Origin of the sequence: Acidovorax soli, from assembly GCF_014207955.1 — a bacterium.
Classification (GTDB): Bacteria; Pseudomonadota; Gammaproteobacteria; order Burkholderiales; family Burkholderiaceae_C; genus Acidovorax; species Acidovorax soli_A.
This window is the reverse complement of sequence record NZ_JACHLK010000006.1, coordinates 110,064-128,609: the sequence shown is the minus strand read 5'-3', so window position 1 is coordinate 128,609 and position 18,546 is coordinate 110,064. Positions and strand designations below refer to the sequence as shown.

Sequence of the window (18,546 nt, the reverse complement as noted above, 5' to 3'; positions counted from 1 at the left end):
CTTTGTAAGGGGAAATTTGGGCAAGACTTTCCATGCTAACGCCGGCTGGTGGCTTGTGCCAATGACCGATGGACGGGTTTTTGATGCGCAGTACGCATCAAAGCCGGTGCGCCGCGCTGGAATGGGGCACTGCGGCACAATCCAGCGCTTTGTCGCCTGTTTTCTTCCCCGGTCCACCCGGACCGGCGTCGCTGATGCGCTCGTCGTCCTTTTTGTACTTTTTCTTCAAGGCTTGGTGGTGTCTGCTGGTGTGGGTGGCGTGCGGGCCCGCGGCCGCCCAGGCTGCGGCAGAGCGCGATGTGCCGGCCCTGCTGTCCGCGAAGGCCGGCGGCATGTCCATCGTGCCGTTCATGGGCATGTTCGAGGACGCCGGCCGCACGCTGGACATCGCGCAGGTGCGCACCCCGGAGAACGAGGCCCGCTTCGCCTACCCGGACAATCCTCTGAAGGGCGCCGAATCGGACCGGGTGCTCTGGTTCCGCGTGCGCCTGCAACTGGCCGACCCGGCCGACGCCCTGCGCGAATTCCTGCTGCTGGTGCCCACCGTCTCCACGCACGAGCTGCGCTTTTACGGCCCCTACAACGATGAGGGGCGCGCGCTGGGCGACCCGGTGGTGACCGGCATGCGCCACCCGTGGGCCACGCGGCCGGCGGACTCGGAGCAGATGGCCTGGCGCTTCAAGCTGCCCGACGACCAGATCTACACCGTGTACTTCCGCGTCGAGTCGACCTTTGCCCGCTTTTATGCCGCACGTGTCTGGGACCTGGCTGACTACCTGCAGGAGACCCAGGACAAGCGCATGTTCGATGGCGTCTGCTACGGCCTGCTCATGGGCCTGGCGATCTTCAGCACCGTGATGCTGCTGGTGTTCCGCGAGAGCATCTACGCCTGGTACCTGGTGTCCTGCATCGGGGCCTTGCTGGCGCTGGCGGGCTTCAATGGCCACACGCTGCGCTACCCCTTTGCCCATTGGCCGGCCGCGGCGGGCTTCTTCTACAGCATGGCCCCGCCGCTGTGGGCCATCTCCAAGCTGATGTTCGGGCGCAGCCTGCTGCGCCTGGCGGACTACGCGCCGCGCGTGGACAAGGTGGTGCTGGCCATGGTGGCAGCGCTGGCGCTGGCCGCCGTGTACGGCCTGCTCGGGTCGCACCCGCTGTGGCTGTTCCGCCTGGTGCAGGCCTCCGTGGTGGCCTCCACCGTGGTGCTCACGGTCGGCGCCGTGATGGCCATGCGGCGGCGCTACTGGCCGGCCGTGCTCTACAGCCTGGGGGTCACCATCCTGCTGCTGGGCATTTGCGCCATCATCGTCGCCAGCTGGGGCTGGGTGGCCTGGACGCCGCAGCAGATGGACATGACCCAGACCGTGCTGGTGGCCGAGTCCATCGTCTTTGCGGCGGCCATGGCCTCTCGCGTGCGCCTGCTGCGCCGCTCCGAGCAGGCACTGACCGTGCGCACCCAGGAACTGGTCGAGGCCCTGGGCACCGACGCGCTCACCGGCGCCGCCAACCGCGCGGGCCTGACCAGCCATGGCGAGGCCGCCATCCGCGCCGGCCAGCCGTTCGCGCTGCTGCTGCTGGACCTCGATGGCTTCAAGGGCGTCAACGACACCTATGGCCACGCCGCAGGCGACGCCGTGCTGGTGGCCATGGTGCGCCGCCTGCGCGCCCAGCTGCGCGCGGGCGACCTGGTGGCCCGCCTGGGCGGGGATGAATTCGCCGTGCTGATCGCGGGCAGCCCCTCGCGCGACGTGATCGCCGCCATGGCCCGGCGCATGGCGGCCAGCGCCGCCGAACCCCTGGTCTTCGAAGGCCGCTCCCTGGTCGTGGGCATGAGCCTGGGCATCGCCTGCCACCCGGCCGACGGCCGCACCCTGGCCGACCTGCTGCGCGCCGCCGACAGCGCCATGTACACCTGCAAGCGCCGCCCCGAAGGCGGCGACTGCTACGCCTTCGCCTCGGAACTGCAGGCCGGCTGAGATTTTCTGGGGTCAATCCGTCACCGGCCAAGGAACAGGGCGCACCCCCATACCAGGGCCACCGTGGAACTGGCTTTGCCAGGCCACGGGTGGCGTCCCCCTGGGGGGAAGGCGCCGAAGGCGACTCAGGGGGGCCGCTTATACAGGCCAGACCACCCCGTTGTCGTTCAGGATCGCATCCAGCGGCGCGTCCCAGGACTCCGGTTCGAACTCTTCCAGGAAGCCGTTGGTGAAGCCCAGGCCCACCGTGAACGGCTTGGGCTGCAGCGTGGCCAGGGTGCGGTCGTAGAAGCCGCCGCCATAGCCCAGCCGGTAGCCGCCCGCCGCATAGCCCACGCAGGGCACGAACAGCAGGGTGGGCACGATGAGCTCGGTGTCCTTGGGCTTGGGGATGCCATAGGCGTCCTCTTCCATGGGGCAGCCCGGGTACCAGGCGTGGAAGGTCAGGGTCTTGTGCTGCTTGTTGACCACGGGCAGGCCGATGCGGCGCAACTGGGGTTCGTCGAGCAGTTCGCCGTCTTCCTTCCAGCGGTGCAGGGCGGGCAACGGGTCGAATTCGCCCTTGATGGGCCAGTAGGCGCCGATCACCGTGTCGGGCCGGTTCACCAGCCAGATGCGCATCACTTGCTGTAACAAATCGGCCCGGTGTAGGCGATCTGGCAAATTCAGGCGTTCTTCTATCAAGGCGCGCCGCAGGGCTGCTTTGTCCATCAGATAATTCCCCCATGCAATTGACTCAGATTCTGACACCGCTGCTGGTCAGCGCCTTGCTGGCCACCACCGCGCCCCTTGTCCAGGCGCAAACCCGGGCCGACGATACCCTGCTGGAGATGCAGCAAGCGTTCAAGCGCGGCGACCGCAAGAAGCTGGAGCAATTGCTGCCCGCCGCGCGCGGCCATGTGCTCGAACCCTGGGCCGGCTACTGGGAGCTCAGGCTGCGGCTGGGCGAAGCGCAGCCGGCGGAAATCCAGTCCTTCATGCAGCGCTATGCCGGCAGCTACCAGGAAGACCGCATGCGCAACGACTGGTTGCTGCTGCTGGGCCAGCGGCGCGACTGGGCCCAGTTCGCCGAGCAGCACCCGAGCTACCGCATGTCCGACGACCGCGAGGTGCGCTGCTACGCCCTCCTGATCGACGACATCAAGGGCAATCCCCAGCCCGGGGCGGCCGACGACATCAAACGCAACTGGTACGCGCTGCGCGATGCCGACGATGGCTGCACCCATGCGGCCAGCCAGTTCTACGCCGGCAAGAAGATCAGCGCCCTGGACGTCTGGCGCAAGGCCCGCTTCGCGGTGGATGCCAACCGGCCGCGCGTGGCACGCAATGCGGTGGAGATCGTCGCGCCCGACGCCGTGGCCCAGGTCAAGGAGCTCATGGATGCCCCCACCAAGTACCTCACGGCCCGCGCCACAGCCCGTGGCCAGGCGCGCCAGGAACTGGTGACGCTGGCGCTGATCAAGCTCGCCTCGGGCGATCCGGACAATGCCGCCGCCCAGCTGGACGGCAAATGGAGCGTGCACCTCTCGCCCGAGGAGCGCAACTGGGTCTGGGGCGTGATCGGCAAGCAGCAGGCGCAGAAGCTGTCGTCCGATGCCAACCGGGCCTTTGCCAACATCACGCGCGATGCCGACCTCAACGATGACATCCTGGGCTGGAAGGTGCGCGCCGCCCTGCGCGCCGGCCAGTGGAAGGTGGTGGGCAAGGCCATCGACGCGATGAGCGAAGAAGGCCGCCAGGACAGCACCTGGGTGTACTGGAAGGCCCGCTCCCTGCTCGCCGGCAAGCCCGGCGAGGCCGAGCGCGCCGAGGCACGCAAGCTGCTCGAAGGCATTGCGAGCACACGCGGCTTCTACGAACAGCTGGCCACGGAAGAGCTGGGCCAGCGCATTGCCATGCCGCCCGCACCCGCGCCGCTCACCGCCGAGGAAAAGGCCGCCGCGCGCGCCAACCCGGGCCTGAATCGCGGCCTGTACGCGATCTTCCTGGGCCTGCGTTCCGAAGGCGTGCGCGAGTGGAACTACGCCACCAACCTGCACATCCCTGGCGGCATGCCCGACCGGGAGCTGCTCGCCGCCGCCGACTTTGCCTGCGCGCGCGAGGTCTGGGACCGCTGCATCAACACCAGCGAGCGCACGCGCAGCGTGATCGAGACCAGCCAGCGCTTTCCCACGCCGTTTCGCAATGCCGTGGTCGAGCGTGCCAACAGCATCGGCCTGGACCCGGCCTATGTGTACGGCCTGATCCGCCAGGAAAGCCGCTTCATCATGGACGCACGCTCGCATGTGGGCGCCTCGGGCCTGATGCAGGTGATGCCGGCCACCGCACGCTGGACGGCCAAGAAGATCGGCATGACCAACTTCACGGCCGACCAGATCAACGACCGCGATACCAACATCGCCATCGGCACGGCCTACCTCAAGCTGGCGCTCGACGACTTCGCCGGTTCCATGCCCATGGCCGCCGCCGCCTACAACGCCGGCCCGGGCCGCCCGCGCAACTGGCGCAACGGCCCGGTGCTGGACGCTGCCATCTGGGCCGAGAACGTGCCCTTCGGCGAAACGCGCGACTACGTAAAGAAGGTGCTGGCCAACACCACCAACTATGCGGCCATGCTCACGGGCCAGCCCCAGTCGCTCAAGGGACGGCTGGGCACCATCGGCCCGCGCGATGCTTCGGCGCCCGAGGTGAACAAGGACCTCCCGTAAAAAAGCACAAAGGCCCCTTTGGGGCCGTTGTGCTTCAGACCTCCGACCACATCCGCAAAAGATTGTGGTACTGGCCCGTGAGGGCCACGGTCTCCTCGGTTTCGCCCAGGCGGGCACGCAGCTTCTGGATGGTCTGGTCCAGCTCGAACAGCATGGCGCGGCGCACATCGTCGCGCACCATGCTCTGCACCCAGAAGAACGAGCATACGCGTTCGCCGCGCGTGACAGGCTCCACGCGGTGCAGGCTGGTCGAGGGGTAGAGCACCAGGTCGCCCGCGGGCAGCTTGGCCTCGTGCGTGCCATAGGTGTCCACCACCACCAGCTCTCCGCCCTCGTAGTCCTCGGGCTCGCACAGGAACAGCGTGCACGACAGATCGGTGCGCAAGGTCCCTCCGCCCGGCAGGGGGCGCATGGCGCCGTCCACATGCAGGCCATAGGTCTCGCCGCCGGAATAGCGGTTGAACAGGGGCGGCACGGTGCGCAGCGGCAGGGCCGCGGCGAAATACAAAGGATGCACCGCCAGCGCCTGCTGAATGAGGCGCCCCTGTTCCAGCGCCACTGGCGAGTGCTCGGGCAGCTGCCGGTTGTGCTTGACCTGGGCGCCCTGGGCACCCACGGTGGCCCGGCCATCCACCCAGTCGGCGGCATCGATGGCCGCGCGCATGGCGCGCACCTGCGCGGGCGTGAGGACGTTGGGGATGTGCAGCATCATGGCAAATGTCTCCAGAAACGGGAAGGCCCCGGGGTTGCCGGGGCCCTTGGATGGTAGACAGCTTTTCAGGCTGCCATCTTGCGCTCGATCAGAACGTGAAGTTGGCCGTCAGGCGTGCCGAGCGGGGGATGCCTGGCGTGTAGCGGTAGCCGCTCTTGTTGATGGCGGCCACATAGTCCTTGTCGGCCAGGTTGTACACGTTCAGCTGGACATCGAAGTTCTTGTTGATGCGGTAGGAGGCCATGGCATCGAAGACCCAGTAGGCCTCGGTGTAGGCCGGCGTGCCCACGGCGCCGTCGGTGCCGCGCAGCAGCTTGCCTGCGTAGCGTGCGCCGCCGCCGATCGTCACGCCGAAGGGCAGGCGGTAGGTGGTCCACAGCGTGAAGGCATTCTTGGGCGTGTAGGCCAGGGCCGTGCTGCCATCGGCCGTCTTGGGCGCACCGCTCAGCACCTTGGTGTCCATGGTGGTGTAGCCCGCGCTCAGCGACCAGTCGTTGGTGATGGCGCCGATGGCAGTCAGCTCCAGGCCCTGCACGCGCTTCTTGCCGGTTTGCACGAAGTTGGCCGAGTTGGTGGGGTCCACTTCGATGTCGTTGGAGACATCGGTGCGGTACAGCGCGCCGGCCAGGGCCAGGCGCCCGCCCAGCACGTCCCACTTGGTGCCGACCTCGATGGTCTTGGCCTTCTGCGGGTCGAACTTGGGGTTGGCCGCGTTGTTGGCGGCGGCGCTCAGCTGGTTGTTGGCACCGCCCGGGGGCTGGGCCGAGGTGGCGTACAGCGCATACACGCTGCCGTTGGCGGCGGGCTTGTAGACCACGCCGACCTTGGCGCCGATCAGTGTGTCCGACAGGCTCGCCGACGATGGCGTGAGCACGCCAGCCGGCAGCGCGCCCTGCGTCACGGCGTCGAAGTCGGTCTTGAAGCGGTCCACGCGCAGGCCACCCGTGACCTGCCACTCGGGCGACAGCTTGGCCGTGTCGAACAGGTAGGCGGCGACGGTGTTCGTCACGCCCTTGGACCAGGCGCCGTTGGCGATGCGGTTGAAGCCCGTCACATTGGGGTTGGGGTTGTACAGGTTGGCCGCGGGCAGCGAACCGGCCGGTGCATACGTGGTGTTCACGCTGGCAAAGCCCTGGCCGTAGTAGCCCAGGTTGGTCTGCTCTTCGCGCGAGATCTCCAGGCCGGCAGCCAGGTCGTGCTGCACCGAGCCGGTGTTCACCGTGGTGGTCAGGCTGGTCTGGTTGACGGCGATCTTGTTGACCTGGTTGACGTTGGTCGGCAGGTTGCGCGTCACCGTCCAGGTGGAGGGATCGGCGGGATTCGGCGTGGCCAGCAGGGCCGAGGCGGCCGTGAGGGAACCCGTGGCCGGGAAGCCACCGCCCATGAAGGCCGTCAGGCGGTAGTCATTGTGCGTGCGGCCGAAGCGCGTGGTGTTGCGCAGCTTCATGCCCGAGGCGAAGTCGTGCTCGATGCGCGCCGTGACCATGTCCATGTCCACGTCGGCAAAGTCCGAGGTCGTGCCGTAGAAGTTGCTCGAATTGACGCGCGCCGCGGTGTTCAGGAAGGGGCGGCGGTTGGCCAGGGCCAGGGCATCGGGCGAGGTGTAGCCGGGCAGGCCGATAGTGGGCACGCCGCCATCGGGCATGTTGTCCTGCTTGACGTGCAGGTAGTTCAGGAACACGCGGGTGGGCGAGTTCAGGCCCAGGGCCAGCGAGGGGGCCACGCCCCAGCGCTTGTTCTTGACCAGGTCGCGGCCGGCCACGCCCGAGTCCTCGGTCATGACATTCAGGCGGAAGGCGGCGCCGGGGTAGGCTTCCAGGGCCTTGTTCCAGTCCACCGTACCGCGCTTGTAGGAGGCGCTGCCCGCGCCCAGCGAGGCTGCGAAGCTGTTCTCCAGCGTGGGCTGCTTGCTCACCAGATTGATGGCGCCGGTGGGAGCTGTGCGGCCGTTGTCGGTGCCGGCCGGGCCCTTGACCACTTCCACCTGCTGGATGTTGAAGACGTCGCGCGAGACGGCACCCAGGTCGCGCACGCCATCGACGAAGATGCTGCTGGAGCTGTCGAAGCCGCGCATGTAGATCGCATCGCCGGTGCTGGTGTTGCCGTTTTCGCCCAGGAAGAAGGTGCTGGCGCCAGGGGTGTTGCGCAGGGCCTCGGTCAGGGTGGAGGCCGCCTGCTCGCGCAGCACCTGCTCCTTGACCACCGAGATGGTCTGGGGCGTGTCCAGCAGCGGCTGGGTGAACTTGGGCGAGGAGACCGTGCCGGCCTTGTAACCCGCATCGCCTGCCGACTCGACCTTCACCTCGGGCAGGGTCGCGCTCGGGGTGGTCTGTGCCTGGACGGGCATGCCCAGGGCCACGAGGGCAGCGGCCGCCGCCATGCCCACTGGCGTGGCCCGTGGGCCGGAAACGGGGTGCTTGCGGCTCTTGATGTATGTCGTGTTGTGCGCCATGAAAGGATCCGTAGGAGTGAGAAAACGGAACTTGGCTGGCTACAGGGACTACAGGCAGGAGCGCGCGGCAACAAGATGGCGGCGCGGCGGGTGTCGGTCGGTGTCGGCTGGCTGGGGCCTGCGCAGCCGGGCATGTGGCAGGCTTGCAGGAACATCAAATGATAACAATTATCATTTGATGCTGGTTACATCTGGCTGCAACGGGGCCGGATACGGACCCTGAACGTGGCCCGATGTTGCATTGCGGCAACAGGCCGTGGTGGGGTGGCTTGGCCGGGAGCCGGCGGTTTCAGGTGTTGTGCAGCATCTCGCCCCGGCGCGTGGCCGCGCCCGAGCGGACCAGGTCGTCCATCAGGCCGGCGAGCCATTCGCTCTCTCCCTGTTCGGCGAAATGCCGCGCGTGCAGCATGCCGAAGTAAGGGGTGGCTTCCGTCCAGGCCCTGAGGTCGGCCAGGCTGATCTGCTGCCATTCGAGCAGCTTGTACTTGAGCAGTACCTTGGCGGCATAGAGCGCATGCTTGTGCGGGTTGCGCACAAAGCCATCGAGCCGGCGCCGCGCGCCCTCGATGGCGCGCGGCGCATCGGAGAACACCGGGCCGTGGCCCGGGATCACCGTGCGCGGCGCCAGGCGCTCGATCAGGTCCAGCGTGGCGCCCACCTGGGCAAAGGCATCCTCGCCTTCGAGTTCGGGGAAGACCACACCGAAACCGTTCTCCCAGAGTGCATCGGCCGAGATCAGGATGGCATCGCGCGGCTCGAACAGCACGATGGAGTGCGTGTCGTGCCCCGGCGCGGCATGCACCTGCCAGGTGCGGTCGCCCAGGAGCACGCAGGAGCCCGGGTCGAGCAGGCTGTCTGCCCGGAATGGGGGGCATTGCTGGCCGGTGGGCGTGTAGCTCAGGGCATAGGCATCCCACTGGCGCACATGGCGGGCCTGGCCCGGCGGTATGGCAGTGAGCGCGCGCGGCCAGGCCTTCTGCAGTGCGGCGTTGCCACCGCAGTGGTCGCTGTGCAGGTGGGTGTTGAGCACACGGTCCAGCGGCCTGCCGCCCAGGGCCGCCTGCACCAGCGCCACGGTCTGCTCGGCATGGCTGCAGTAGCCCGTGTCCACCACGGCCGTGTCGTGGTGGCCGATGAACAGGATATTGTTGGCCGACAGCCAGCCGCGTTCCAGTACGGCGATTTCAGGGGGCAGAAAGGGCGTGGAAGAGGCTGGCGTGGACATCAGGGCGGGCGGGCAGAGGGCGTGGCGCAGCGGCTGGCTTGCCTGCTGCGGCGATCTGTCAGCCTAACCCAGGGCCCCTGCGCGGCGGGTTATCCAAAACCCGCGCGTCACCGGGCAGATTGCTTCAGAACGTCACACCGGCGCAGAGGACGACGTTCGCATAGGGCGTGCATTCCCCGGTGCGCACCATCACGCGGGCCTCGCGGCACAGGCGCTTGAAGTCCTCGTGCGGCAGCGCCTCGGGCACCACGGGCAACTGGCACCAGCCGGGCAGGGCGCCGCCCGCGCGCTCCACGGCCTCGGCGGCGATCAGGGCGCGCTCCACCTGCATCTCCTCCAGCACCGCCTGCAGTACATCGGCCACGGCCGGGATGCCCGGCGTCAGCGCCAGGTCGATGCGCCGGGGCCCGGGCGGAATGGGCAGGCCCACGTCGCCGATCACCAGCATGTCGCCATGGCCCAGGCAGGCAATGGCGTGGGAGAGTTCGGCATGCAGCAGGGTCGTGCGTTTCACAGCGGGATCCAGTCGGGTGGTTGGGGGCTGGCCGCCACGGCGGCCCGGTGGGGAATGGAGGGCTGGGCGCCGCTTCGGGTCACGCACAGCGCAGCAGCGCGCATGCCTTCGCGCACGGCGGCATTCAGGGGCTCGCCCTGGGCCAGGCCCACGGCCAGCGCCCCCAGGAAGGTATCGCCCGCGGCCGTGGTGTCCACCACCTGCACCTGCATGCCGGGGTGGTGGGTGCTGCCCCGGGTGTCGGCGGCCACGGCGCCCTGGGCGCCCAGGGTCACCACCACCTGGGCCGGGCCCAGGCCGCGCAGTGCCTGCGCTGCCACGGCGGCGTCGGCCACGCTCTCCACGGCGGTGCCTGCCAGGGCGGCTGCTTCCACCTCGTTGACCACCAGGGTGTGCACCAGCGGCCACAGGCCCTCGGGCAGGGGCTGGATGGGCGAGGGGTTGAGCAGCACGGGACAGCCGGCAGCAAAGGCCTGCTGCGCTGCGGCCAGCACCTCTGGCAAGGGGGTCTCGAACTGCAACACCAGGCTGCTCGCGCGGCCCAGCACCGAGCCCAGTGCCCGCGCATCGAGCGCGAAGCGTCCATTGGCGCCCGGCACCACGACGATGCGGTTCTGCCCCGTGGCTTCCACGGTGATCGCAGCCACGCCCGTGGTCTCGGTGGTGTCGGTCTGCACGCCGGTGTGGTCGATGCCGTCCTGCGCCAGGCCGGCGCGCAGCGTGTGGCCATAGGCGTCGTCGCCCACGCGGCCGAACAGGTGCACCTGCGCGCCCTGGCGCGCGCAGGCTACCGCCTGGTTGCCGCCCTTGCCACCGGGCACCAGGTGCAGGGCCTGGGCCAGCACGGTTTCACCGGGCCCCGGGGCCTGGGCAACCTGCAGCACCAGGTCCATGTTGAGGCTGCCCACCACCGCGATGGTGGGGGCCGTGGTTTGCGCCGGGCTCGTCGTCATGGCCGGGCCTCTGCCGTGGAGGCGCGCACGCGCAGCTCGGGCTGCAGCATGACCTTGCGCGCATCCTGGCGCTTGCCGTCGATGCGCTCGAGCAGCATGTCCACCGCGAGCGCACCGATGCGCTGCTTGGGCTGGGCCACGGTGGTCAGCGGCGGGCTGGTGAAGGCCGTGAGCTCGATGTCGTCGAAGCCCACGATGGACAGGGCCTCGGGCACACGCAGCCCGCGTTCGTGGGCCGCGCACAGCGCCCCCATGGCCATGAGGTCGTTGCAGACGAAGACGGCGGTGGGCGCATCCTGCGCACGCAGCACGGCATGCATGGCTTCGTAGCCGCCCTGGCTGGTGAAGTTGCCGTGCCACAGCAGGCCTTCGCCCTGGCCGCAGCCGGCATCGGCCAGCGCAGAGCGCCAGCCGGCGATGCGCTGCTCGCTGGGTGCAATGCCCTCGGGCCCGCCGATGCAGGCGATGCGCCGGTGGCCCAGCGACAGCAGGTGGCGCGTGGCCAGCAAGCCGCCCTGCATGTGGGCGGTCTCGACCAGGTCGCAGGGCTGCTGCTCGGTGAGTTCGATCTCGCGGTCCACCAGCACGGTGGGGATGGACAGGCCCGCCAACTGGGTGGGCAGCGTGGCGTCGTGGCCGGTGGAGACCACGATCAGCCCGTCGATGCGCCGCTCGGCCAGCACCTGCAGGTAGCTGCCCTGGCGGTGCGCCTCGTCATTGGTGTTGCACAGAATGACGTTGTAGCCCGCGCCGAAGCATCGGTCTTCCACGGCGTGCACGATCTCGGCGAAATAGGGGTTGGAGCTGTTGGGGATCAGCATGCCCAGCGTGCGCGTGTTGTTGCTCTTCAGGCTGCGCGCAATGGCGCTGGGCACATAGCCCAGCTCGCGGATGGCCTTTTCCACGCGTGCACGCCCTTCGGGGCTCACGTGGCGCGTGCCGTTGACCACGTGGGATACCGTGGTGACCGATACGTCGGCGTGCCGCGCAACGTCTTTGATGGTGGCCATGCAGAAAATCAGGAAAGGTTCGGAGACGGGGGGATCATGCCGCGGCGGCGCGCCGCTGGCGCAGGGTGTCCACGATGACGGCGGCGACGATCACCACCCCCGTGATGATGCGCTTGCTCGGCTCGCTTGCGCCCACCTGGGCCAGGCCCGCCTCCAGCACCGCGATGATGAGCACGCCGAAGGCCGTGTTCACCACCGAGCCCCGTCCGCCCATCAGGCTGGTGCCGCCGATCACCACGGCGGCGATCACCTGCAGCTCCATGCCGGTGCCGGCATTGGGGTCGGCCGCCTCCAGCCGGGCCGACTGCATCAGCCCGGCCAGGCCTGCGAGCAGGCCGGTCATGGCGAACACGATGATGCGCACGGGCCGCGGGTCCACGCCCGCCAGGCGCATGGCCTCCTCGTTGGTGCCGATGCCCACCACGCTGCGGCCGAAGACCGTGCGCGTGAGCACCAGCTGCGCCGCCACCACGAGCAGCAGCGCGATCAGAAAGGCCACCGAGATGCCGCCGAGCAGGGGGGCGGCCAGCCACGAGATGGCGTCACCCACATACTGCGTGCGCGAGTCCGTGACCACATAGGCACCACCGCGCACGGCTTCGAGCATGCCCAGCGAGACGATGAAGGTCGGCAGGCGCCAGGCCACCGAGACGGCGCCCGTGACCGTGCCGCAGATCAGCCCCGTCGCCAAGGCCAGCAGCGCGGCGGCGGGCACGCTCCATTTCCACTGCACGATGGCCGCGGCCGAAGTGGCGGCGGACAGCGCCATCACCGAGCCCACCGACAGGTCGATGCCCGCGATGATGAGCACGAAGGTCATGCCCACCGCCATCACGGCCAGCGCCGGGATCTCGTTGGCGATGGTGATGAAGGTCTCGGCGCTCCAGAAATACTCGGACAGCGTGGAGAACAGTGCCACCATGCCCGCCAGTACGGCCAGCAGGCCGAGGTAGGTGCCGAGCTGGCTGCGCCAGGCAGGCGTGGGGCGGGGCGCTGCGGAAGCAGGGGATGCGGGGGCGTTCATGCGGTGGCGGGAGAAGAAGGGGAAGGGGAGTGGGCGGGGGCGTCGCGCCCGCCCGGCTCGGAGAATGCGGCGGCCAGCAGCGATTGCTCGGACCACTGGCCGCGCTCGAACACGGCCACCAGGCGGCCGGCGCTCATCACGCCGATGCGGTCGGCCATGGCCATCAGTTCGCGCAGGTCGGACGAGACCATGAGCAGGGCGCGCCCGTTGGCGGCCATGCGGTCGAGTTCGCCATAGAGTTCGGCGCGCGCGCCCACATCCACGCCGCGCGTGGGTTCGTCGAGCAGCAGCACCCGGCCTTCGCGGTGCAGCCAGCGTGCGAACACCACCTTCTGCTGGTTGCCGCCCGAGAGCGTGCCCACCGGCTGCTCCGGGCTGCGGCAGCGGATGCCCAGCGTCTGGACGAAGCCCTGCACCAGGCGGTTTTCCTTGGCGCGTTGCAGCCAGCCTGCGCGCGAGATCGCGGACAGGTCCGACAGCGTGGCGTTGACGCGAATGGACTGGGCCAGCAGCAGGCCCTGGGACTTGCGGTCTTCGGTGACCAGGCCCACGCCAGCGGCAATCGCTTGGAGCGGCGAGGCAAAGCCGCGCGGCAGCACGCGCGGTGCGGTGCCTGCGGCGGAATCCTCAGGGTGCAGCGTCACGTTGCCCCGATCGGCGCGATCGGCCCCGAACAGCAGGCGCACGAGTTCGGTGCGACCCGAGCCCACCAGGCCCGCGATGCCGAACACCTCGCCCGCGCGCAGCTCCAGGCTCACGTCCTGCACGGCCGTGCCACGGCCTATGCCCTGGGCGCTGAGGACCACCGGGCCGGCCGTGCGGCGCGGGCGGTGCTCCAGGTCGTTGACCGAGCGGCCCACCATGCGCTGCACCAGGTCGTCCTCGCTCAGGCCGGCCATGGGGCGCGCGTCGACCAGGCGGCCGTCGCGCAGCACGGCCACGCGGTCGGCGATGCGGCGCAGCTCCTCCAGCCGGTGCGACACATAGATGATGGCCACGCCGCGCGCTGTGAGGCGTGCGATCTGCTCGAACAGGTAGTTGGTCTCGCGCGGGGTGAGCATGGCCGTGGGCTCATCGAGCACCAGGATGCGCGTGTCGTCCTGCAGGTTGCGCGCGATCTCCACCATCTGCTGCTGGCCGATGCCCAGGCGCGCCACGGGCGTGGCCGGGTCGATGTGCTCCAGGCCGATCTTGGCCAACTGCGTGCGGGCGGCCGCATGCAGCGCGCCCTGGCGCACCCAGCCTGCGCGGTGCGGCAGGCGGCCCATGAGCAGGTTCTCGGCCACGGTGAGCGTGGGCACCAGGCCCAGTTCCTGCATCACCATGCGCACGCCCAGGCGCTCGGCCTCGCGGCGCGAGGCCGGGGCATAGGTTGCGCCGGCCAGGCGCATGCCGCCGCGCGTGGCCTGCTCCAACCCGCAGACGATCTTGGACAGCGTGCTCTTGCCCGCCCCGTTCTCCCCCGTGAGGGCCAGCACCTCGCCGGCGTTGAGCGACAGCGTCACGCCATCGAGCACGGTGGCGGTGTAGTCCTTGCCCACCGCGGCGATCGACAGCAGCGGGGCGGCAGGGGGCGACGAGGGGGACTGGCTCATGGGGACGGCGGAGAAAGCTTACTTGCTGCCCTTGGTGACCAGCACCACCTCGGTCTTCACCTCGGCGGGCAACTGGGCCTGGGGCGTCTTGGCGGCGATGGCCTTTTGCGCCAGCTCGATGCCGAACACGGCCTGCTTGGCGGCGTACTGGTCGGCGGTGGCAAGCACGCGGCCATCGGCCAGCATGGGCTTGATGGCGCCGATGTTGTCATAGCCCACCACCTGCACCTTGCCGGTCTTGCCTGCGGCCTTGACGGCGGCCACCACGCCCAGCGCCATGCTGTCGTTGCCCGCCAGGAGGGCCGTGAGGTCGGGGTGCTCGCGCAGCATGCCGGCGGCCACGGTGTTGCCCTTCTCGATCTCCCATTGGCCCGACTGCACGCCCACCACGTTGATGCCGGCGGCCTGCATGGCGTCCTTGTAGCCCAGGGTGCGCTGCTGTGCATTGAAGGTGGTCGACACGCCTTCGATGATGCCCACCTTGTCGCCCGACTTGAGCGACTTGGCCAGGTGATCGCCCACCAGCTTGGCGCCGGCGCGGTTGTCGGGGCCGACGAAGGGCACGGTGAGGCCCTTTTCCTTCAGGGCATCGCCGTCCAGGCGGTTGTCGATGTTGACCACGATGATGCCCTTGTCCACGGCGGCCTTGACGGCGGGCACCAGGGCCTTGGAGTCGGCCGGGGCCAGCACGATGGCGCTGACCTTCTGGGCCACGGCCTGCTCGATCATCTTGATCTGGGCCGCCGTGTCGGTCTCGTTCTTGATGCCGTTGGCCAGCAGCGTGTACTCGCTGGCGTGGGCCTTCTGGTGCGCCTTGGCGCCGTCTTCCATGGTGCGGAAGAACTCGTTGGCCAGCGACTTCATGACCAGGGCGATCTTGGGCTTGTCCTGCGCCCACACAGGGCTGGCAAACATGGCGCCGAGCACGGCAACTGCGGCGGCGGTCTGAACGGAACGGCGGGTGAACTGCATGGTGTCTCCTGTTGGAATGGTGGGCGAGGCATGGCACCGAAAAGCGGCGCGGGATTGCGCGAGGAAGCCCCGGCGCATGCCTGGCCAGTGCGTGGTCGCCCGGCGATCATACTAAAAGCAAACGTTTGCGCAAACGTTTGCTAATCGGTGAAAACCCGTGCATGGGGCCATCTTCACCGTGCGCCAGGGTCGCCGTTCACCGGCCGCAGAGGTGGGTTGGGCGCAGCGCCCGCGGTCTTGCGTCCGCCGGTGGGGCGGGGCCGTCAGAGGTTGTATCGGCCCGGAGAAAGGATGCCGTCGGGGTCCAGCGACTGCCGGAGGCGGCGGGCCAGTGCCAGGGCGGGATCGTCCCCGCCCTCGAGCTTGTGGAAGGCCTGCGAGCCCACGCGGTAGGGCACGATGCCCAGTTGGCGGCCTTCGTCGAACAGCGCGTCGAAGCAGCGCCAGGCGCGTTCCGTCTCGGCGGGCGAGCGGCCATCGAAGAGCAGGGGCACGGAGCTGTCGAAGCAGCGCTCGGACAGGCTGGTGAGCGTGATCAGGGGCTCGAATCCGTGCGCCAGGCACACCCGGTGGACCATGGCCTCGAAGGCGAGCACGGTGTCCGGCACCATGGGCACCAGCGGGGCGTACCAGATCAGGCCGCGTTCTCCGTTCAGGAGGTCGCGTGGCAGGTCGTCGGGCAGGGGGGCGCCCGTTTTCCAGTAGGGCAGGCGCAGCGCCAGATCGTCGGGAATGCCTTCCATCAGGTTCAGGGCGCTGAGCATGCGCGTGGCCTGGTCCTGGCCCAGGCCCAGGCGTGCGCCCAGGCGCGGGAAACGCAGCGCCAGGCGCTGCAGCAAGACGGCCTTGCGGCGGGTCAGGCTGACGCTGCGGCCGCTGCAATGGGCAAAGCCGCGCCGGATCGCCGCGATCGCCGCGCGGGCCACCGGTGCCTCGCTGTAGACGCTGCCCACGACCAGGTAGGCGCCCAGGCGGTGGGCCTGCAGCAGCGCGGAGAGCTCCTGGGCCTGCAGGGGCTCGCCGCGTGCCAGGGGGCCTGCGGGGTAGGGGCAGGCCATCGACGCCAGGCGGTAGCCGTTGAGGATGTTGACGCCGCCCATGACCCCGCCCACGGAGCGCAGCAGCCCGCGCAGCGCCACGATGGCCGGCGCCAGCTGGTCCGGCCGGTCCAGGAAGATATAGAAGGCCTCCACATGCGGCGGGCGCCGGGCCAGCGCGATCGTCATCTGCGTGACGACGCCGAAGTTCGACTGCGAGAACAGCCCGTCCAGGTAGGGGCCGATGCCCCATTTGTAGCCCGGCACCATGCGTTCGCCGCCCAGGGTGGCGAGCCGGGGCCGGTAGAGGCTGCCGTCGGGCAGCACGGCTTCGAGGGCGATGACGGCGTCGAAATGGTCGGCATGCGGCGTGATGCCGTAGCCCCGCTCCAGCGCATTGCCCACCAGGCTGGTGCTGGTGCCGGCACCGGTGGTCGGCACCATGAAGGGCAGGCCCAACTGGTCCAGGTGCGCACGCAACTGCCCCTGGGTGACGCCGGGTTCCAGGGTCACGGTGCCGAGTTCGGCGTCCACCGCGATGATGCGGTTGAGCCGTGACAGGTCGAGCACCACACAATGGTCCGATGGGGGACAGGCGCCGCCGTAGCCCCAGTTGCGCCCGGTGCTGACGGGGTGCAGGCGGATGCGGTGCTGCGCGGCGATGCGCACGATCGGCGCCACGCTGGCCGCGGCAGTCGGGCGCAGGGCCGCCGGTATGGTGCGCGCACCGCCCGCACCATAGCGCTCGGCCGCTGCCTGTGCGGCCAGCACGCCGTCGGCGCCGAGCAGGGTGCGCCACTCCGCCAGCGCCCGGTTCAGGGCCTGTTCCGGGTGCGGCACGGCGTTCATGGAGCCGTCCCCTGCCGCGCCAGTGCGGCCCGGATGCGGTTGCGAATGCCTTGCTCCTCGGCGTTGGAGAAGCTGTGCGAGTAAAACGGCGGCGGCTCCCCGGCCCCCTGGTTGCCGCGCGCCTGCAGCTGGCGCCCGATCTGCGTGAAGTCGGCCACCAGCAGCACGCCCGGTGCCTTCACGCGCGGGTTGTCCGCCGCCGCGCCCTGGGCGGCAAAGCCCAGTACCCGTGTGTAGAAGGCCACATGCCGCGGATTGACCTCGACCACGGCATGCGTGGCCTGGTTGACCTGGTGCGCGAAGATGAACGCCACATGGAACATGGACGCCAGTGTGGCAGGCATTGGCGCATGGGGGGCGGTTGCCAGCTTGGTGAACTCGCACAAAAGGGCGCCGCGGGCGCGGAATGCGTCGAGCGGTTCCTTGAAACACGCGTCGGACAGCATGCCCTGGCGGGTGTCGAGCTGGACGGTGAGCGTGCCGATCACCTGCCGGTCTTCATAGGCCACGATGGTCATGCGCTCGGGCGACAGGGTCAGGCTCTGGGAGCCGTAGCCCCGCTGGCGGTAGCGCCGGTTCAGCAGGCCCAGGGCGTCCTGCAACACCGACGAGCGCCGGGCGACCCGGATCTTGAACCCCTGGCCCGGGGCGGCCGTCACCAGTTCGGGGTGCATGAACAAGGTGCTCGACGGCGCCTCTCTGGCCTGGCGCCCTGTGAGGGACTGCACCAGGCGCCGTATCGCCGGGGCACTGCTACGCTCATGCATGGCGTGCTCCTGCAGAGGCCAGCCTTTCGGCCAGGGGAACGGCGAAGCGGCGGCCCAGCAGGCCGACCGACACCCACATGGAGAGCGACCAGAACGGAATCGGTAGCGGCCCCGAGCCGGGGTAGTGCCACAGGCCGGCGCCCACGCCCACACCCTCGACCAGTGCACCGAGCGCGACCGCGCACAGGGCATAGGCCAGGTCGGCACGGGTGTGGAACAGCGCGAGCAGGGCCGCGCAGGAGACCGAGGTGGCGAGGGTCTGGGCTTGCGCGTCGCTGCCGAACAAGGAGAACGCCAGCACCGTGAGCAGGAGCCCGAACCAGGCGCCCGGCCCGAGCGGGACACTGCGGCCGGGCTCGTTCACGAAGCGCACGAGGTGCAGGTACCAGCCCATCCACAGCAGGGGCTCGTGCCAGGGCATGAGCAGGAAGTCATGCTGCCGAAAGACAAATGCGCCTGCGCGCAGCGCCATGTAGTTCTGGGCCACGAAGAAGGGGCCGACCAGGGCGAACAGAACCCATTCCCTGCGCTCGATCGGGCGCAGCACCAGCACCCATTGCAAGGGCAGCACGAGGGCCAGCAGCCAGGAGGATTCGACCAAGGCGATCTGCAGCAGGGTCAGGGCGAGGCTGGCAGCGACCACGCCGCGCTGGGGGGCTCGCCTCACACCGGTGTCCATGGCGTGCAGCGAAATGGGGCGGTGTCCGGGTCCGCGCCGGGTCCGTGGGAATGGCTGCGGGGGGCCGTGCAGG

The 18,546-nt window shown here is 69.3% G+C and carries 15 protein-coding genes; 2 read left to right on the top strand and 13 right to left on the bottom strand.

Annotation, left to right across the window (positions count from 1 at the left end):
• Positions 1-194: 194 nt before the first annotated feature.
• The gene (locus HNP48_RS16335) at positions 195-1,976 is read left to right on the top strand and encodes a diguanylate cyclase (protein ID WP_184858844.1); all 1,782 of its coding nucleotides are present in this window, start codon (positions 195-197) and stop codon (positions 1,974-1,976) included.
• A gap of 138 nt (positions 1,977-2,114) precedes the next feature.
• On the opposite strand, the gene HNP48_RS16330 is transcribed toward HNP48_RS16335, so the two are convergent.
• Entirely contained in the window at positions 2,115-2,687 is a 573-nt protein-coding gene (locus HNP48_RS16330; protein WP_184858842.1) for a 5-formyltetrahydrofolate cyclo-ligase, read from the bottom strand.
• A 14-nt stretch (positions 2,688-2,701) separates the two neighbouring features.
• Between HNP48_RS16330 and HNP48_RS16325 the strand changes: the two genes are divergently transcribed.
• Positions 2,702-4,684 (top strand): lytic transglycosylase domain-containing protein, encoded by a 1,983-nt coding sequence (locus HNP48_RS16325; RefSeq protein WP_184858840.1) that lies wholly within the window; start codon positions 2,702-2,704, stop codon positions 4,682-4,684.
• 34 nt (positions 4,685-4,718) lie between these two features.
• Here HNP48_RS16325 and HNP48_RS16320 read toward each other — a convergent pair whose 3' ends face one another.
• The 12 genes from HNP48_RS16320 to HNP48_RS16265 all read right to left on the bottom strand — a co-directional run bounded on the left by HNP48_RS16320 (position 4,719) and on the right by HNP48_RS16265 (position 18,473).
• Positions 4,719-5,396: a Fe2+-dependent dioxygenase gene (locus tag HNP48_RS16320; RefSeq protein WP_184858838.1), complete on the bottom strand. Its 678-nt coding sequence runs from the start codon at positions 5,394-5,396 to the stop codon at positions 4,719-4,721.
• 88 nt (positions 5,397-5,484) lie between these two features.
• Entirely contained in the window at positions 5,485-7,848 is a 2,364-nt protein-coding gene (locus tag HNP48_RS16315; protein WP_184858836.1) for a catecholate siderophore receptor Fiu, read from the bottom strand.
• 289 nt (positions 7,849-8,137) lie between these two features.
• Positions 8,138-9,073 carry an MBL fold metallo-hydrolase gene (locus HNP48_RS16310; protein WP_184858834.1) on the bottom strand — a complete coding sequence of 312 codons (936 nt, stop codon included), beginning with the start codon at positions 9,071-9,073 and terminating at the stop codon, positions 8,138-8,140.
• A 124-nt stretch (positions 9,074-9,197) separates the two neighbouring features.
• The gene (gene rbsD, locus HNP48_RS16305) at positions 9,198-9,587 is read right to left on the bottom strand and encodes a D-ribose pyranase (protein ID WP_184858832.1); all 390 of its coding nucleotides are present in this window, start codon (positions 9,585-9,587) and stop codon (positions 9,198-9,200) included.
• The gene (gene rbsK, locus HNP48_RS16300) at positions 9,584-10,540 is read right to left on the bottom strand and encodes a ribokinase (RefSeq protein WP_184858829.1); all 957 of its coding nucleotides are present in this window, start codon (positions 10,538-10,540) and stop codon (positions 9,584-9,586) included. The genes rbsD and rbsK overlap by 4 nt, the downstream gene beginning before the upstream one ends.
• On the bottom strand, positions 10,537-11,550 hold the full coding sequence (locus HNP48_RS16295) for a LacI family DNA-binding transcriptional regulator (protein WP_184858827.1): 1,014 nt from the start codon (positions 11,548-11,550) through the stop codon (positions 10,537-10,539). The genes rbsK and HNP48_RS16295 overlap by 4 nt, the downstream gene beginning before the upstream one ends.
• A 34-nt stretch (positions 11,551-11,584) precedes the next feature.
• Entirely contained in the window at positions 11,585-12,574 is a 990-nt protein-coding gene (locus HNP48_RS16290) for an ABC transporter permease (RefSeq protein WP_184858825.1), read from the bottom strand.
• A complete protein-coding gene (locus tag HNP48_RS16285) occupies positions 12,571-14,169 on the bottom strand; it encodes a sugar ABC transporter ATP-binding protein (protein WP_184858823.1) in 1,599 nt (532 codons plus the stop codon). The genes HNP48_RS16290 and HNP48_RS16285 overlap by 4 nt, the downstream gene beginning before the upstream one ends.
• 18 nt (positions 14,170-14,187) lie before the next feature.
• The gene (locus HNP48_RS16280; protein ID WP_184858821.1) at positions 14,188-15,141 is read right to left on the bottom strand and encodes a sugar ABC transporter substrate-binding protein; all 954 of its coding nucleotides are present in this window, start codon (positions 15,139-15,141) and stop codon (positions 14,188-14,190) included.
• Positions 15,142-15,404: 263 nt separating this feature from the next.
• Positions 15,405-17,027: an FAD-binding oxidoreductase gene (locus HNP48_RS16275; RefSeq protein ID WP_184858819.1), complete on the bottom strand. Its 1,623-nt coding sequence runs from the start codon at positions 17,025-17,027 to the stop codon at positions 15,405-15,407.
• On the bottom strand, positions 17,024-17,794 hold the full coding sequence (locus HNP48_RS16270; RefSeq protein ID WP_184858817.1) for an N-acyl amino acid synthase FeeM domain-containing protein: 771 nt from the start codon (positions 17,792-17,794) through the stop codon (positions 17,024-17,026). The genes HNP48_RS16275 and HNP48_RS16270 overlap by 4 nt, the downstream gene beginning before the upstream one ends.
• On the bottom strand, positions 17,787-18,473 hold the full coding sequence (locus HNP48_RS16265; protein ID WP_184858815.1) for a DUF2878 family protein: 687 nt from the start codon (positions 18,471-18,473) through the stop codon (positions 17,787-17,789). The genes HNP48_RS16270 and HNP48_RS16265 overlap by 8 nt, the downstream gene beginning before the upstream one ends.
• Positions 18,474-18,546: the final 73 nt, after the last annotated feature.

Bases quoted from the DNA above. Each gene is read 5' to 3' on its own strand.
- HNP48_RS16335 (WP_184858844.1), top strand. From the start codon at position 195: ATGCGCTCGTCGTCCTTTTTGTACTTTTTCTTCAAGGCTTGGTGGTGT.
- HNP48_RS16330 (WP_184858842.1), bottom strand. From the start codon at position 2,687: ATGGACAAAGCAGCCCTGCGGCGCGCCTTGATAGAAGAACGCCTGAAT.
- HNP48_RS16325 (WP_184858840.1), top strand. From the start codon at position 2,702: ATGCAATTGACTCAGATTCTGACACCGCTGCTGGTCAGCGCCTTGCTG.
- HNP48_RS16320 (WP_184858838.1), bottom strand. From the start codon at position 5,396: ATGATGCTGCACATCCCCAACGTCCTCACGCCCGCGCAGGTGCGCGCC.
- HNP48_RS16315 (WP_184858836.1), bottom strand. From the start codon at position 7,848: ATGGCGCACAACACGACATACATCAAGAGCCGCAAGCACCCCGTTTCC.
- HNP48_RS16310 (WP_184858834.1), bottom strand. From the start codon at position 9,073: ATGTCCACGCCAGCCTCTTCCACGCCCTTTCTGCCCCCTGAAATCGCC.
- rbsK (WP_184858829.1), bottom strand. From the start codon at position 10,540: ATGACGACGAGCCCGGCGCAAACCACGGCCCCCACCATCGCGGTGGTG.
- HNP48_RS16295 (WP_184858827.1), bottom strand. From the start codon at position 11,550: ATGGCCACCATCAAAGACGTTGCGCGGCACGCCGACGTATCGGTCACC.
- HNP48_RS16290 (WP_184858825.1), bottom strand. From the start codon at position 12,574: ATGAACGCCCCCGCATCCCCTGCTTCCGCAGCGCCCCGCCCCACGCCT.
- HNP48_RS16285 (WP_184858823.1), bottom strand. From the start codon at position 14,169: ATGAGCCAGTCCCCCTCGTCGCCCCCTGCCGCCCCGCTGCTGTCGATC.
- HNP48_RS16280 (WP_184858821.1), bottom strand. From the start codon at position 15,141: ATGCAGTTCACCCGCCGTTCCGTTCAGACCGCCGCCGCAGTTGCCGTG.
- HNP48_RS16275 (WP_184858819.1), bottom strand. From the start codon at position 17,027: ATGAACGCCGTGCCGCACCCGGAACAGGCCCTGAACCGGGCGCTGGCG.
- HNP48_RS16270 (WP_184858817.1), bottom strand. From the start codon at position 17,794: ATGCATGAGCGTAGCAGTGCCCCGGCGATACGGCGCCTGGTGCAGTCC.
- HNP48_RS16265 (WP_184858815.1), bottom strand. From the start codon at position 18,473: ATGGACACCGGTGTGAGGCGAGCCCCCCAGCGCGGCGTGGTCGCTGCC.